Origin of the sequence: Bradyrhizobium viridifuturi, from assembly GCF_001238275.1 — a bacterium.
GTDB lineage: Bacteria > Pseudomonadota > Alphaproteobacteria > Rhizobiales > Xanthobacteraceae > Bradyrhizobium > Bradyrhizobium viridifuturi.
Genome location: NZ_LGTB01000018.1, coordinates 26498 through 41790 on the forward strand (window position 1 = coordinate 26498; position 15293 = coordinate 41790).

General features: G+C 66.4%; 10 protein-coding genes and 3 pseudogenes. All 13 read left to right on the plus strand.

The features are described from left to right. Nucleotides 1-45 precede the first annotated feature (45 nt). The 13 genes and pseudogenes from ALC15_RS17720 to ftsA all read left to right on the plus strand — a co-directional run bounded on the left by ALC15_RS17720 (nt 46) and on the right by ftsA (nt 15292). A complete protein-coding gene (locus tag ALC15_RS17720) occupies nt 46-1515 on the plus strand; it encodes a UDP-N-acetylmuramoyl-L-alanyl-D-glutamate--2,6-diaminopimelate ligase (RefSeq protein WP_050628353.1) in 1470 nt (489 codons plus the stop codon). Beyond that, nucleotides 1512-2944 (plus strand): annotated as a pseudogene (locus ALC15_RS17725) (UDP-N-acetylmuramoylalanyl-D-glutamyl-2,6-diaminopimelate--D-alanyl-D-alanine ligase). Before ALC15_RS17720 ends, ALC15_RS17725 begins: the two are co-directional and overlap by 4 nt. 10 nt (nt 2945-2954) lie before the next feature. Continuing rightward, nucleotides 2955-4061 (plus strand): phospho-N-acetylmuramoyl-pentapeptide-transferase, encoded by a 1107-nt coding sequence (gene mraY, locus ALC15_RS17730; protein ID WP_021077241.1) that lies wholly within the window; start codon nt 2955-2957, stop codon nt 4059-4061. Between the two features lie 8 nt (nt 4062-4069). Beyond that, entirely contained in the window at nt 4070-5470 is a 1401-nt protein-coding gene (gene murD, locus ALC15_RS17735) for a UDP-N-acetylmuramoyl-L-alanine--D-glutamate ligase (RefSeq protein ID WP_050628354.1), read from the plus strand. A gap of 466 nt (nt 5471-5936) precedes the next feature. Then, nucleotides 5937-7088, plus strand: coding sequence for a putative lipid II flippase FtsW (ftsW, locus tag ALC15_RS17740; protein WP_050628355.1), 1152 nt, complete (start codon nt 5937-5939; stop codon nt 7086-7088). A 35-nt stretch (nt 7089-7123) separates the two neighbouring features. Beyond that, entirely contained in the window at nt 7124-8224 is a 1101-nt protein-coding gene (gene murG / locus ALC15_RS17745; protein WP_050628356.1) for an undecaprenyldiphospho-muramoylpentapeptide beta-N-acetylglucosaminyltransferase, read from the plus strand. Between the two features lie 37 nt (nt 8225-8261). After that, nucleotides 8262-9101: a class I SAM-dependent methyltransferase gene (locus ALC15_RS17750; protein WP_050628452.1), complete on the plus strand. Its 840-nt coding sequence runs from the start codon at nt 8262-8264 to the stop codon at nt 9099-9101. Between the two features lie 229 nt (nt 9102-9330). Continuing rightward, the gene (murC, locus tag ALC15_RS17755; RefSeq protein ID WP_050628357.1) at nt 9331-10734 is read left to right on the plus strand and encodes a UDP-N-acetylmuramate--L-alanine ligase; all 1404 of its coding nucleotides are present in this window, start codon (nt 9331-9333) and stop codon (nt 10732-10734) included. Between the two features lie 2 nt (nt 10735-10736). Beyond that, nucleotides 10737-11654 carry a UDP-N-acetylmuramate dehydrogenase gene (gene murB, locus ALC15_RS17760; RefSeq protein WP_050628453.1) on the plus strand — a complete coding sequence of 306 codons (918 nt, stop codon included), beginning with the start codon at nt 10737-10739 and terminating at the stop codon, nt 11652-11654. Beyond that, nucleotides 11654-12640, plus strand: a complete 987-nt coding sequence (locus ALC15_RS17765) for a D-alanine--D-alanine ligase family protein (protein ID WP_050628358.1) — start codon at nt 11654-11656, stop codon at nt 12638-12640. Before murB ends, ALC15_RS17765 begins: the two co-directional genes overlap by 1 nt. A gap of 71 nt (nt 12641-12711) precedes the next feature. Further along, nucleotides 12712-13033, plus strand: a pseudogene (locus ALC15_RS46275) (D-alanine--D-alanine ligase); the annotation flags it as partial. Further along, nucleotides 12973-13980 (plus strand): cell division protein FtsQ/DivIB, encoded by a 1008-nt coding sequence (locus ALC15_RS17770; RefSeq protein ID WP_050628359.1) that lies wholly within the window; start codon nt 12973-12975, stop codon nt 13978-13980. The pseudogene ALC15_RS46275 and the gene ALC15_RS17770, both read left to right, overlap by 61 nt. Continuing rightward, a pseudogene (ftsA, locus tag ALC15_RS17775) lies at nt 13977-15292 on the plus strand (cell division protein FtsA). Before ALC15_RS17770 ends, ftsA begins: the two are co-directional and overlap by 4 nt. The last annotated feature ends 1 nt before the right edge of the window (nt 15293 follow it).

Genomic DNA, 15293 nt, shown 5'->3' on the forward strand with positions numbered 1-15293 from the left:
GCTCAAATAGCGGCGCCAGAACGGCGCTGGCCAGACTGGAAGATCATGAGACTTCGCGACCTCTTCAGCGCCGATGCGACGATCGATCCAGAAATCGATCCAAGTGTCGATGCCACAGTCGTCGGCGGGCTTGCGGTCGACAGCCGCGCGGTGAAGCCGGGCGACCTGTTCTTCGCGTTGGCCGGCAGCAAGACCGACGGCGCGCGCTTCATCGATGCTGCGATCGCCGCAGGCGCGGTCGCGATTGCCGGCGACCATCCGCCGCAGGTGCCGCTTGGTGTTCCGTTTGTCGCAACGCCCAATCCGCGCCGTGCGCTGGCGCTTGCCGCCGCCAGATTCTACCCACGCCAGCCGGCGACGATCGCGGCGGTGACCGGCACCAGCGGCAAGACCTCGGTCGCCGCCTTCACGCGTCAGATCTGGCAGCGGCTCGATCACTCCTCCGCGAGCATCGGCACCATCGGTCTCGTCTCCGATAAGCGCACCGTCTACGGCTCGCTGACGACACCCGATCCGATCGCGCTGCATCGCCAGCTCGACGAGATCACACGAGACGGCGTCACGCATCTGGCGTTCGAAGCTTCCTCGCATGGGCTCGACCAGTATCGTCTCGATGGCGTGCGCATCGCGGCCGGCGGCTTCACCAACCTGTCGCGCGACCACATGGATTATCATCCCGACGTCGCGCATTACCTGAACGCAAAACTCCGACTGTTCCGCGATCTCGTCGCCGATAGCGGTGCTGCGGTGATCTCCGTCGATCACGACTGCTCGGCCGAAGTGATCGATGCCGCGCGCGTGCGCGGCCTGCGCATCATCACGGTCGGCCGCAAGGGCGACGCGGACGAGGGCATCAAGCTCACCGATGCTGCGATCGAAGGCTTCGCCCAGAAGCTCGTCATCGCGCATCGCGGGCGCAACTACGCGATCCGGCTGCCGCTGGTCGGCGAATTCCAGATCGAAAATGCGCTGGTCGCGGCGGGTCTCGCGATCGGCACCGGCAGCGCTGCCGATGATGTGTTCGGCTCCCTCGAACATCTCGAAGGCGCCAAGGGCCGGCTGGAGTTCGTCGGCGAGCGCAATGGGGCGCCGATCTTCGTCGACTACGCCCACAAGCCGGATGCGCTCGCCAAGGCACTGCAGGCGCTGCGGCCCTATGCGAAGCGCAGGCTGGTCGTGATCTTCGGCGCCGGCGGCGACCGCGACGCCGGCAAGCGTCCGATCATGGGCGCGATCGCGGCCGAGAATGCCGATCAAATCATCGTCACCGACGACAATCCACGCAGCGAGAAGCCCGAGGCGATCCGTGCCGCGATCATGGCGACCGCAAAAGGCGCGCGCGAGATCGGCGACCGCGCCGAAGCGATCCGAGCCGGGATCGCCGGCCTCGAGCCGGGCGATGCGCTGGTCGTGGCCGGCAAGGGCCACGAGGTCGGGCAGATCGTCGGCGGCACGACGCTGCCGTTCAGCGATCATGAAGCGGTCGCTGCCGCGTTAGCAGCGGAGGGCAAATGAGCACGATGTTGTGGACCTCGGATGCGATGGCGTCGGCGATGCGCGCCGCCACGCAGGGCGCGCTGCCGGACGGCGTCACCGGCCTCTCGATCGACAGCCGCACCGTCGCGCCGGGCGAGGCGTATTTCGCGATCAAGGGCGACGTCCATGACGGCCATGCCTTTGTCGAGCTGCGCTGAAGGCCGGCGCCGGACTCGCCGTGGTCGAGGCCGCGCAACGCGACAAGTTTCCCACCGATGCGCCGCTGCTGGTGGTCGACGACGTGCTCGCCGGCCTCGTCGAGCTCGCGCACGCCTCGCGTGCGCGGCTCAATGCGAAGATCATCGCGGTGACCGGTTCGGTCGGCAAGACCTCGACCAAGGAGGCGCTGCGCCGCGTGCTGTCGGTGCAGGGCGAGACCCATGCCTCGGTCGCCTCCTTCAACAATCACTGGGGCGTGCCGCTGTCGCTGGCGCGCTGCCCGGCGAGCACGCGCTTTGCGGTGTTCGAGATCGGCATGAACCATGCCGGCGAGATCACGCCGCTGGTGAAGATGGTGCGGCCGCACGTCGCCATCATCACCACGATCGAGCCGGTACATCTGGAATTCTTCTCCGGTATCGAGGCGATCGCCGACGCCAAGGCGGAGATCTTTTCCGGACTCGAGCCGGATGGCGCCGTCGTGCTCAACCGCGACAATGGACAATTCGCGCGGCTGCAGAAGCAGGCGAAGAAGGCCGGCATCTCGCGCATCGTCTCGTTCGGCGCCGACAAGCGCGCCGAGGCGCGGCTGATCGACCTCTCGCTGCATGCGACCTGCTCGGCGGTGCACGCCGATATTCTGGATCACGACATCACCTACAAGATCGGCATGCCCGGACGCCACATGGCGATGAACTCGCTCGCGGTGCTCGCGGGGGCCTCGCTGCTCGGCGCCGATATCGCGCGCGCGGCGCTGTCGCTGTCGCAGCTCGAGGCGCCGACCGGCCGCGGCCTTCGCCGCACGCTCGAGGTCGGCCATGGCGAGGCGACGCTGATCGACGAGAGCTACAACGCCAATCCGGCTTCGATGGGCGCCGCGCTCAACGTGCTCGGCCAGGCTCCGACAGGGGCGCATGGCCGGCGCATCGCCGTGCTCGGCGACATGCTCGAACTCGGGCCGACCGGGCCCGAACTGCACCGCGGCCTCAACGAGGCCGTGACCGCCAACCGCATCGACCTCGTATATTGTTGTGGTCCGCTGATGCGGAATTTGTGGGATGCCCTTTCCACCGGCAAGCGGGGAGGCTATGCCGAGAGTTCGGCGGCGCTCGAGGCGCAGGCTGTCGCCGCGGTCCGTGCCGGTGACGTGATCATGGTGAAGGGCTCGCTGGGATCGAAGATGAAGCGCATTGTCAGCGCGCTGGAAAAGCGCTTCCCCGACAAGGCCGCGCACGAAGAAGCGGTATAGGACCCTTTGAATGTTCTACTGGTTGATCGAGCTGTCCAACACCGTTCCGGGGTTTGGCGCATTCCGTAGCGCCCTGAACGTGTTCCGCTACATCACTTTCCGCACCGGCGGTGCGATGGTGACCGGCGCGCTGTTCGTGTTCCTGTTCGGGCCCTGGATCATCGATCATTTGAGGCTGCGGCAGGGCAAGGGCCAGCCGATCCGCACCGACGGTCCGCAGTCGCATCTGATCTCCAAGAAGGGCACGCCCACGATGGGCGGGCTGATGATCCTGTCCGGGCTCGTGGTGTCGACGCTGCTCTGGGCCAACCCGCTCAACCCGTATGTCTGGATCGTGCTGGCGGTGACGCTCGGCTTCGGCTTCGTCGGTTTCTATGACGATTATCTGAAGGTCACAAAGCAGTCACACAGCGGCTTCGCCGGCAAGCTCCGCCTGCTGATCGAGGCGGTGATCGGGCTCGCCGCCACCTATGCGCTGGTCCGGCTCGGCCGCGACGTGTCGTCGACCTCGCTCGTGATTCCGTTCTTCAAGGATCTCGTGATCAACTTCGGCTGGTTCTTCGTCATCTTCGGCGCCTTCGTCATGGTCGGCGCCGGCAATGCGGTGAACCTGACCGACGGCCTCGACGGTCTCGCCATCGTGCCGGTCATGATCGCGGCGGCGAGCTTCGGCATGATCTCGTATCTTACCGGCAACGCGGTGTTCTCGGAGTATCTGCAGATCAATTATGTCGCCGGCACCGGCGAACTGGCGGTGTTATGCGGCGCGGTGCTCGGCGCGGGCCTGGGCTTCCTCTGGTTCAACGCGCCGCCGGCCTCGATCTTCATGGGTGACACCGGCTCGCTCGCGCTCGGCGGCATGCTGGGGGCCACCGCGGTTGCGGTGAAGCACGAGATCGTGCTTGCGGTGATCGGTGGCCTGTTCGTGCTGGAGGCGGTTTCGGTCATCGTCCAGGTCACCTCGTTCAAGCTGACCGGCAAGCGCGTGTTCCGGATGGCGCCGCTGCACCATCATTTCGAGCAGAAGGGCTGGACCGAGCCGCAGATCGTGATCCGGTTCTGGATCATCTCGGTGATGCTGGCGCTGGCCGGCCTCTCCACCCTCAAGCTGCGCTGAGCCCCGCCATGATCCCGGTCACCTCCTTCGCAGGCAAGACGGTCGCGGTGTTCGGGCTCGGCGGCTCGGGCCTTGCGAGCTGCCACGCGCTGAAGGCCGGTGGTGCGGAGGTGATCGCGGCCGACGACAATGCCGACAATGTCGCGAGGGCGGCGCAGGCCGGCTTCACCACCGCTGACCTGCGCGCGGTGTCGTGGGCGAATTTCGCCGCGCTGATCCTGACCCCCGGCGCGCCGCTGACCCATCCGGCGCCGCACTGGAGCGTGCTGAAGGCGCGCGAGGCGGGTGTCGAGGTGATCGGCGACGTCGAATTGTTCTGCCGCGAGCGGCGCCGTCACGCGCCGAACGCGCCGTTCGTCGCCATCACCGGCACCAACGGCAAATCGACCACGACGGCGCTGATCGCGCATCTGATGAAGGTCGCCGGCTACGACACCCAGATGGGTGGCAATATCGGCACCGCGATCCTGTCGCTGGAGCCGCCGCGGATGGGCCGTGTCCATGTCATCGAGATGTCGTCCTACCAGATCGATCTCGCACCGTCGCTCGATCCCTCGGTCGGCATCCTGATCAACATCAGCGAGGACCACATCGATCGCCACGGCACGCTGGAGCACTACGCCGCGGTCAAGGAGCGGCTGGTTGCCGGCGTGCAGCAGGGCGGCACCGCGATCACCGGCGTCGACGACATCTGGTGCCGCAACATCGCCGACCGGCTCGATCGCGCCGGCAAGCAGGTGGTGCGCATCTCGGTCAAGAACCCGCTGCCCGACGGCCTCTATGTCGAGCACGAGACCATCGTGCGTGCGTCGGGTGCCGCACGCAGCGAGATCGCGCGGCTCGGGGGCATCGGCTCGCTGCGCGGCCTGCACAATGCGCAGAACGCCGCCTGCGCCTCGGCCTGCGCGCTGGCGATCGGCGTCGCCACCGACGTCTTGCAGGACGGCCTGCGCAGCTTCCCGGGCTTGGCGCACCGCATGGAGCAGGTCGGCCGCCGCGGCAACGTGCTGTTCGTCAACGACTCCAAGGGCACCAACGCGGATGCGGCGGCGCATGCGCTATCGTCCTTCGCCGACATCTACTGGATCGCCGGCGGCAAGCCGAAGGCCGGCGGCATCACGGGCCTGACCGAGTATTTCCCGCGCATCCGCAAGGCCTATCTGATCGGCGAGGCGGCGGCCGAATTCTCCGGCACGCTCGGCGAGCGCGTCCCGCACGAGATGTCCGGCACGCTCGACGTCGCGGTATCGAGCGCCGCGCGCGATGCCGAGGCGTCTGGGTTGAGTGAAGCCGTCGTGCTGCTGTCGCCGGCCTGCGCCTCGTTCGACCAGTACCGCAATTTCGAAATCCGCGGCACCGCCTTCCGCGACATCGTCCAGGCGCTGCCCGGCGTCAAGCCGGTGGTGTGAGCACTATTTCGCCGTCATTCCCCGACGCGCAAATGCGCATCTGAGGTCGCGCGAAGCGCGAGCCCGGAATCCATTGGGCCGCATCCCAATCTGTCATCGCCCGGCTCGACCGGGCGATCCAGTACGCCGCGGGCCTTCGGCTCAAGCACGACCGTCTCTGGAATACTGGACCACCCGCTTTCGCGGGTGATGGCACCGGTCGCTTGACGTCTTGAATCGCGAACCATCCCCACCGTCGTCCCGGCGAAAGCCGGGACCCGTTACCCCGAATGAGAATTGTTGCGCGACGCTGGGGCAGGATCTCGTTCACAACCAAATTCGGTGGTTATGGGTCCCGGCTTTCGCAGGGACGACAGTGTGCTTGGGACGACAAATCCACCTCCCTCAAAAGTTACCCGACCTGTTAACCCCTTGGAAACCATCCTGCGCCACGAATGGACGTTATCTCTGCCATCTGGGGACGCCCATGCTCGCCCGTGACCAACGCACCCCGTTCTCGGACTGGTGGTGGACCGTCGACAAGTTGCTGCTTGTCGCGATCGCCGCGTTGATGCTGGCCGGCGTCATCCTGTCGCTGGCGGCGAGCCCGCCGGTCGCGACCCGGATCGGGCTCGATCCGTTCCATTTCTTCAACCGCCACGTCATGTTCCTGGCGCCGTCGCTGATCGTGCTGATCGGGGTGTCGTTCATGACGCCGCGCCAGATCCGGCGCACCGCGCTGATCGTGTTCGTGGTCTCGATCGCGCTGATCGTGCTGACGCTCTTGGTCGGACCGGAGGTCAAGGGCTCGCGGCGCTGGATCACGCTGCTCGGCGTCAACATCCAGGCCTCAGAGGCCGCCAAGCCCGCCTTCGTGATCGTCGCAGCCTGGCTGTTTGCGGAATCCACCAAGCGGCCGGAGATGCCGGCGACCTCGATGGCGCTGGTGCTACTGCTGATGCTGGTTACGCTCTTGGTGATGGAGCCCGACTTCGGCCAGACCATGCTGATCCTCACCGTGTGGGGCGCGCTGTTCTTCATCGCGGGCATGCGGATGATCTGGGTGTTCGGACTGGCCGGCGCGGCCGGAGCGGGCCTGTTCGGCGCCTATCTGCTGGTGCCGCACGTCGCCGGGCGCATCAAGCGCTTCATGAATCCGGCCTCCGGCGACACCTTCCAGGTCGACACCGCGATGGAGGCGTTCTGGAACGGCGGCTGGTTCGGGCTCGGTCCGGGCGAGGGCATCGCCAAGCGCAGCCTGCCGGACAGCCACACCGACTTCGTGTTCGCGGTGGCGGCGGAGGAGTTCGGCATCATCCTCTGTTTGATGCTGGTCGCACTGTTCGGCTTCATCGTGATCCGCACGCTGACCCGCGCCTATGCCACCGAGGACATGTTCTCGCGCTTTGCGGCCTCCGGGCTCGCGATCCTGTTCGGCGTGCAGGCGACGATCAACATGGCGGTCAATCTGCAACTGATCCCGGCCAAGGGCATGACGCTGCCGTTCATCTCCTATGGCGGTTCCTCGTTCGTCTCGCTCGCCTATGGCGTCGGCATGATGCTGGCGCTGACCCGGCAGCGGCCGCGGACCGAGATCGAATCGATGGAGGGCGCCAGCGCGCAGCGCGCCTACGCGTAGGTGACTGTGACTGCGGCGTCGGTTATCTGGAAACCATGGACAACCCGCCCCTGATTCTGCTGGCGGCCGGCGGCACCGGCGGCCATCTGTTCCCGGCCGAAGCGCTCGCCGTGGAATTGATCAGGCGTGGCCTGCGGGTGCGGCTTGCAACCGACGGCCGCGCGCTGCGCTACTCCGGCCTGTTCGGCAAAGAGAGCATCGAGCTGGTGCCGAGCGCGACCGTGCGCAGCCGCAACCCGATCTCGCTGGCGCGGACCGTGCTGATGCTCGGCTACGGCACGCTGGTCGCCGCCAATGTGGTGCGCCGGCTGAAGCCTGCGGCCGTGGTCGGCTTCGGCGGTTACCCGACCTTGCCGCCGCTGGTGGCGGCGCGGATGCTCGGCGTTCCCGGCATCATTCACGATGCCAATGCGGTGCTTGGCCGCGCCAACCGTTTCCTCTCCAACCGCGTCAACGCGATCGCGACCTCGCTGCCCGGCGTGCTCGATCGCGATCCCGCGCTCGCCGGCAAGGCCACCACCGTCGGCACGCCGATGCGCCCAGCCATCCTTGCAGCAGCCGCGGTGAAATACACGCCGCCCGAGGTGAACGGGCCGCTGCGCCTGCTGGTCGTCGGCGGCAGCCAGGGCGCGCGGGTGATGAGCGACATCGTGCCGCCGGCGATCGAGAAGCTTGCGCCTGCGCTGTGGAGCCGTCTGATCATCACCCAGCAGGTGCGTGAAGAGGACATGGCGCGGGTGCGCGCGGTGTACGATCGGCTCAAGATCAATGCCGAGCTGGCGCCGTTCTTCGCCGACCTGCCGGCGCGCCTGGCCTCGAGCCAGCTCGTGATCTCGCGTTCCGGCGCCGGCACCGTGGCCGAGCTCGCCGCGATCGGCCGGCCCTCGATCCTGGTGCCGTTGCCAGGCGCGATCGATCAGGACCAGTTCGCCAATGCCGGCGTGCTGTCGCAGGCGGGCGGCGCGCTGCGCATTACGCAAAGCGACTTCACGCCGGAGCGGCTCGCGGCCGAAATCTCGGCCTTCGCCGCCGAACCCCAAAAATTGACCGCGATGGCGGACGCCGCGCGCAGCGTCGGGCGGCTCGATGCCGCCGAACGGCTGGCCGATCTGGTTGCCAAGGTGGCAGGGATTTGATGTGCCAATCCGGCAGCAGGCCGGGGGAGACTTGAGCATGACGGGTCTTTTGATTCACTCCGTCTCGGAATTCTCGGACCTGATCCTCGAAGCACTGCGCCTGGCGGATGCGCAAAATATCGTCGAGGTCGGCGCGGAGTATGGCGGCATGTCGGCGCTGCTTGCCGATCACTGCCGGGCCCGCGGCGGCCAGCTCACCAGCGTCGATCCCGCGCCGAAGCGCGAATTCCTTGATTGGGTGGCTGGCAATCAGGACGTGCGCCATGTGGCAAAGCCGAGCCTCGATGCGTTCGGCGAACTCGATGCCGCCGATGCCTGGATCGTCGACGGCGACCACAATTGGTACACGGTCTATCACGAGCTCCGGCAGATCGAGGCCATCAGCCGCCGCGCCGGCAAGCCCGTGCTCGTCTTCCTCCACGATGTCGGCTGGCCCTGCGGGCGACGCGACGCATACTACGCGCCCGAGCAAATTCCCGCCGAGCATCGCCATCCGCACAGTTACGACGCGGGCGCCACGCTGGATCGCGAAAGTCTGGTGCAGGGTCGAGGATTTCGCGGCATGGGGCAGTTCGCGTTTGCAACTCAGGCCGGCGGCGCGCGCAACGGCGTCATGACCGCGATTGACGACTTCCTGGCGGAGGAGCTGGCGCAGGGCAGGGAGTTCGGCTTCGCCGAGATCCCGGCCGTGTTCGGCCTTGGCGTGCTGTTCGACATGAACGCCGCCTGGAGCGCCCGGCTCGCCGAGCTCGTACTGCCCTATCACCAGAACAAGCTGCTGCGCGCGCTCGAGACCAACCGCCTGCGCAATTATCTTCGCGTGATCGACATCCAGGATGAAATTGCCGCGCGCGCTGCGCGATCGGGAGCGGCGTAGCCGCCGGGGCCGACATGGAGAGATCCGCGACCTCAGGGCACCAGCACCGGCCGGTAGCTGACAACAGCGACATTTCCACGGCCGCGGGGCGGAAAAAGCCCTTGTCACGCGGGGGAAAAGCGGGGCATCCAGTGGTCTGCGCCGGCCATGCGAGGCGTACAGCGAAGCTAAATCAGCCGCCCTGCAGCGCAGTTCGCACAGGGCGGATGACGATATCAGGAACCGGATCATGAGACTGCCGCGCGAGATCGGACCCATTCACTTCGTCGGGATCGGCGGCATCGGCATGAGCGGCATCGCCGAGGTGCTGATCAATCTCGGTTACACCGTGCAGGGCTCCGACGCCTCGGATAATTACAACCTCGATCGCCTGCGCAAGAAGGGCGCAAAGATCTCGGTCGGCCACGCCGCCGAGAATGTCGACGGCGCCGACGTCGTCGTGGTTTCGACTGCGATCAAGCGCGACAATCCCGAGCTGATGGCGGCGCGTGAGCGGCGCATTCCGGTGGTGCGGCGCGCCGAGATGCTGGCGGAATTGATGCGGCTGAAGAGCTGCGTCGCGATCGCCGGCACCCATGGCAAGACCACCACGACCACGATGGTGGCGACATTGCTCGATGCCGGCGGGCTCGATCCGACCGTGATCAATGGCGGCATCATCAATGCCTACGGCTCCAACGCGCGGCTCGGGGCCGGCGACTGGATGGTGGTCGAGGCCGACGAGAGCGACGGCACCTTCCTGAAGCTGCCGTCCGACGTCGTCATCATCACCAACATCGACCCCGAGCATCTCGATCACTTCAAGACCTTCGAGGCGATCCAGGATGCGTTCCGCAATTTCGTCGAGAACGTTCCGTTCTACGGCTTTGCCGTGATGTGCACCGATCATCCGGTGGTGCAGAGCCTGGTCGGCAAGATCGAGGATCGCCGCATCATCACTTATGGGCAGAACCCGCAGGCCGATGCGCAGCTGCTGGACCTGACGCCGACGGGCGGCGGCTCGAAATTCAAGGTGGCGATCCGCGATCGCAAGACCGGCGCGACGCATGAGATCAAGGACATCATGCTGCCGATGCCGGGACGCCACAACGCGTCCAACGCGACGGCGGCGATCGCGGTCGCGCATCAGCTCGGCGTGTCCGACGACGTGATCCGCCAGGCGATGGCCGGCTTCGGTGGCGTCAAGCGGCGCTTCACCAAGACCGGCGAGACCAATGGCATCACCGTGATCGACGACTACGGTCATCATCCGGTCGAAATCGCAGCCGTGCTGAAGGCGGCGCGCGAGTCCACCAACGGCAAGATCGTCGCGGTGGTGCAGCCGCATCGCTACACCCGCCTGCAATCGCTGTTCGAGGAATTCTGCACCTGCTTCAACGACGCCGATGCGGTGGTGGTCGCCGAGGTCTATCCGGCCGGCGAGGCGCCGATTGCCGGCATCGACCGCGATCATTTTGCCGCCGGCCTGCGCGCGCATGGCCATCGCAACGTGGTCCCGCTGCCGAACGCGGATGAGCTCGCCAAGATCGTTCACGGCCTTGCCAAGTCCGGCGACCTCGTGGTCTGCCTCGGTGCCGGCAACATCACGCAATGGGCCTACGCGCTGCCCGGCGAATTGAAGGCGTTGGGGTGATCGTGAGCTTCCCTGACATCACGCCCGACCTGAAAGCCGCGATGCCGGAGCTGCGCGGGCGCCTCCTCGCCAACCAGTCGCTGGCCGAGCTGACCTGGTTTCGTGTCGGCGGCCCGGCGCAGGTGCTGTTCACGCCGGCCGATGAAGACGATCTCGCTTACTTCCTGAAACGCCTGCCGCAGGAGCTGCCGGTCTATGTCGTCGGCGTCGGCTCCAATCTGATCGTGCGCGACGGCGGCATGCCGGGTGTGGTGATCCGGCTGGCGCCGCGTGCGTTCGGCGAGACCAGTGCTGACGGTGATGTCGTCACCGCCGGCGCCGCCGCACTCGACAAGCGCGTCGCGGAGACGGCGGCTGCGGCCGGTATCGGCGGCATGGAATTCTTCTTCGGCATCCCCGGTACGGTCGGCGGCGCGCTGCGTATGAATGCCGGCGCTAATGGCGGCGAGACCAAGGATGTGCTGGTGGAGGCGACCGGCGTCAGTCGCGACGGCACCAAGCACACGTTCGGCAATGCCGACATGAAGTTCGTCTATCGCAACAGCGGCGTCGATCCGTCCGTTATCTTCACCTCGGCGCGCTTCCGCGGCCGGATCACCGATGCGGATGCGATCCGCGCTCGCATGAACGAGGTGCAGACCCATCGCGAGACCGCGCAGCCGATCCGCGAAAAGACCGGCGGCTCGACCTTCAAGAATCCGCCCGGCAACAGCGCCTGGAAGCTGATCGATGCCGCGGGCTGCCGCGGCCTCAAGGTCGGTGGCGCGCAGGTGTCGGAGATGCACTGCAATTTCCTGATCAACACCGGCAACGCCACCGGGCACGATATCGAGACGCTCGGCGAGACGGTGCGTGAACGGGTCAAGCAGAGCAGCGGAATCGAGCTGCACTGGGAAATCAAGCGGATCGGAAACAGCTGATGCAGGTGACCATTCTGTTCGGCGGCACCAACAAGGAGCGGCTGGTTTCGGTGGCGAGCGCGCAGGCGCTGCACCGTGCGCTGCCGGGCGCGGAGCTCTGGTTCTGGGACGTCGACGACACCGTGCATGCGGTGACATCCGAACAGTTGCTCGGCCACGCGCGGCCGTTCGAGGTTGATTTCAAGCCGCCCGGTCATGGCATCGCGCTCGACCAGGCGCTCGACAAAGCAAGCGCCGAGCAGCGCGTGCTGGTGCTCGGCCTGCACGGCGGCCGCGCCGAGAATGGCGAATTGCAGGCGATGTGCGAGATGCGCGGCGTCGCGTTCACCGGCTCCGGCTCGGCATCGTCGCACCTGGCGTTCGACAAGCCGTCGGCGAAGCGCTTTGCTGCGATCGCAGGCATCAACGCGCCGCAGGGGATCGCCGTCGAACAGATCGACGAGGCATTCGCGAAATACGGCAAGCTGATCGCAAAGCCCGCCAAGGACGGATCGAGTTACGGGCTGATCTTCGTCAACGCCAGGCAGGATCTCGACGCGGTCCGCAATGCGGCCAAGCATGAAGACTATCTGATCGAGCCGTTCGTCTCGGGTGTCGAGGCGACCTGCGGCGTGCTGGAGCAATCCGACGGCTCAGTGTTCGCGCTGCCGCCGATCGAGATCGTGCCGGCGGAGGGCGGCTTCGACTACACAGCCAAATACCTCCTGAAATCGACCCAGGAGATTTGCCCCGGCCGTTTCGCGCCCGAAATCAGCGCCGCGATCATGGATCATGCATTGCGGGCGCACCGCGCATTGTCCTGCACCGGCTACTCGCGCAGCGATTTCATCGTGTCGGCCAATGGCCCGGTCTACCTCGAAACCAACACGTTGCCCGGGCTGACCGCGGCATCACTTTACCCTAAGGCCTTGAAAGCACAGGGCATCGCCTTTGCCGACTTCCTGCAGGACCAGATCGAGCTGGGCCGCCGCCGCGCCAAGCGTTAAGGCCGTCCAGGTAGGGAACCCGCACGACTCGACCGGATGGAACCCGGCGCTGTTGCTAAAATGCTAATGGGTTCGCGGCAAAGTACTCAAAGCGTTGATCAAAATACACTCCAGGCCGAACTCATTTACCGTTTGTTTACCAGGAAGCCCGAAGGTTAACGCTGGCGGCGCATGTAGCGCTTGGCTGCCGGGGCGTGAGCTGTCGCGGATTACCGCTTCGAGGATCGCAACCAGGGAACAGGGGGCCACTCTAATCCCACCGGTCTAGCCGAGACGTGATTTGTGCCGGGACCCGCGGGGTTTGCGGGCACAACATGTGACGAGCTCGTGCAATGGATGGTGCAGGACGCCTCACTCGATCGGTGCGATCGCTGGGGCCTCAAGCTGACCTGAGAGCAGCCGCTATTGGAGCGGCGGTGCTGCTGCGCGAGTATGTCGCCACCCATCTCGCTCGCCGCCGGCAGCGTCCCGCGAAGCGGCCGCAGGTGATCGATCGCGAGCCGCCGAACCGCTACATCCAGATGGTCGAGCGCTATCTGCCGCGCCGCATCGGGCTGGTCGCGACGCTCGCGATCCTGTTCGGCAGCCTCGGCTTCGGCATCGTCCGGGGCGGCCATGTCGAGGAGTTCACCACCGCGCTCAGCGACACCCGCAACGCGCTCGCCAATTCCGCAGGCTTCCGCATCACCACCGTCGGCATCAACGGCCGCAAGCAGCTGAGCCAGGACGAGGTGCTCGCGATCGGCGGCGTCAATGGCCGCTCCTCGCTGCTGTTCCTCGATGCCGATACCGTGCGCGCCAAGTTGAAGGCCAATCCCTGGATCGCGGATGCCACGATCCTGAAACTCTATCCGGGCCGGCTGCAGATCGACATCGTCGAGCGCACCGCCTTCGCGCTGTGGCAACAGAACGGCCGCCTGTCGGTGATCGCCTCCGACGGCGCGGTGCTCGAGCCTTACGTCACGCGCCGCTTCCTCAATCTGCCGCTGGTGGTGGGCAAGGGGGCCGACACACGCGCTCAGGACTTCCTGGCGCTGCTCGACCGTTATCCGCAAGTGCGCTCGGTGACCAAGGCTGCGATCTTCGTCGGTGAGCGGCGCTGGAACCTGCGGCTCAAGGACGGCCTCGATGTCCGCCTGCCGGAGAACGATGTCGGCAATGCGCTGGCCGCGCTCTCCAAGCTCGACAAGGACGAGAAGCTGTTCTCGCGCGACATCGTTGCCGTCGACATGCGGCTGCCCGATCGGCTGATCGTGCAATTGTCGGAGGAAGCCGGCAAGGCGCGCGACGAGCTGTTCAAGGACAAGAAGTCCAAGAAGAAGGCCGGTGACTCCGCATGACCGGCCTCGATCGCAATTTGACCCCGAAGACCCGCCCGATGCAGAAGCGCACCGCATGGTGGCTTCGCTCGACGTGGGCTCCAGCAAGATCGCCTGCATGATCGCGCGGCTTAAGCCGTCGCCGCCGAACGAGGCGCTGCGCGGCCGCACCCATGCGGTCGAACTGATCGGCTACAGCCAGATCCAGTCGCGCGGCGTCAAGGCCGGCTCCGTCGTCGATCTCGCCGAATGCGAGAAGGCGGTGCGCCATGCCGTGGCGCTGGCCGAGCGCATGGCCAAGGTCCGTGTCGAATCCGTCCTGCTGTCGGTCTCCGGCGGCAGGCAGCATGGCCAGCTGGTCGAGGCCGCGGCGGATATCCGCGGCGGCTCGGTGACCGCGGACGACATCAGCCGCGTCACCTCCGCCGGCATGCGTCATGCCGCCGGCGCCGGCCGCACCGTGCTGCACGCGCTCCCGGTCGGTTACGCGCTCGACGGCGTCAAGGGTATCCGCGATCCCAAGGGCATGGTGGCGCGCCAGTTCGGCGTCGACATGAACGTGGTGACGTCGGACGCGACCGTCGCCAAGAACCTGATGTTGGTGGTCGAGCGCTGCCATCTCAACGTCGAAGCCATGGCGTCGAGCCCCTATGTCGCGGGCCTGTCGGTGCTGACCGATGACGAAGCCGACCTCGGCGCTGCCGTCGTCGAGATGGGCGCGGGCTCGACCACGATCGCGACCTATTCCGGCGGCCGCCTCGTGCACGCATCCGGATTTGCGCTCGGCGGGCAACACATCACGATGGATCTTGCGCGCGGCATCGGCGCGTGCATTGCGGATGCCGAGCGAATCAAGACTTTATACGGCACGGTGCTGACCGGCGGTTCGGACTCGCGCGAGCTGATGTCCGTTCCCACTGCAGGCGATGATCGGGAGACCCCGCAAATCGTATCTCGCGCCACGATTGCGAACATTGTCCGGCATCGCGCCGAGGAGATTTTCGAAATGGTCCGTGACCGGCTCGCGGATTCCCCCTTTGCGGCAGAGCCGAGGGCGCGCGTCGTGCTCAGCGGCGGCGCGTCGCAGCTGACTGGGACCGTCGAGCTTGCCACCCGCATCCTGAACCGCCAGGTCCGCATCGGCCGACCGCTCGGCTTCGGCCGGCTGCCGAACGAGGCGAAGGGCGCCTCGTTCTCGGTGCCGACGGGCCTGCTCGTCTATCCGCAATACGCTCACCTTGAACATGTCGAACCGCGGCGCACGCGGCAGCTCAGGACAGGGACAGACGGTTACTTCGGAAAGGTCGGACGATGGCTTCGCGAGGGCTTCTGAT

Bases quoted from the DNA above. Each gene is read 5' to 3' on its own strand.
- ALC15_RS17720 (WP_050628353.1), top strand. From the start codon at position 46: ATGAGACTTCGCGACCTCTTCAGCGCCGATGCGACGATCGATCCAGAA.
- mraY (WP_021077241.1), top strand. From the start codon at position 2,955: ATGTTCTACTGGTTGATCGAGCTGTCCAACACCGTTCCGGGGTTTGGC.
- murD (WP_050628354.1), top strand. From the start codon at position 4,070: ATGATCCCGGTCACCTCCTTCGCAGGCAAGACGGTCGCGGTGTTCGGG.
- ftsW (WP_050628355.1), top strand. From the start codon at position 5,937: ATGCTCGCCCGTGACCAACGCACCCCGTTCTCGGACTGGTGGTGGACC.
- murG (WP_050628356.1), top strand. From the start codon at position 7,124: ATGGACAACCCGCCCCTGATTCTGCTGGCGGCCGGCGGCACCGGCGGC.
- ALC15_RS17750 (WP_050628452.1), top strand. From the start codon at position 8,262: ATGACGGGTCTTTTGATTCACTCCGTCTCGGAATTCTCGGACCTGATC.
- murC (WP_050628357.1), top strand. From the start codon at position 9,331: ATGAGACTGCCGCGCGAGATCGGACCCATTCACTTCGTCGGGATCGGC.
- ALC15_RS17765 (WP_050628358.1), top strand. From the start codon at position 11,654: ATGCAGGTGACCATTCTGTTCGGCGGCACCAACAAGGAGCGGCTGGTT.
- ALC15_RS17770 (WP_050628359.1), top strand. From the start codon at position 12,973: ATGGATGGTGCAGGACGCCTCACTCGATCGGTGCGATCGCTGGGGCCT.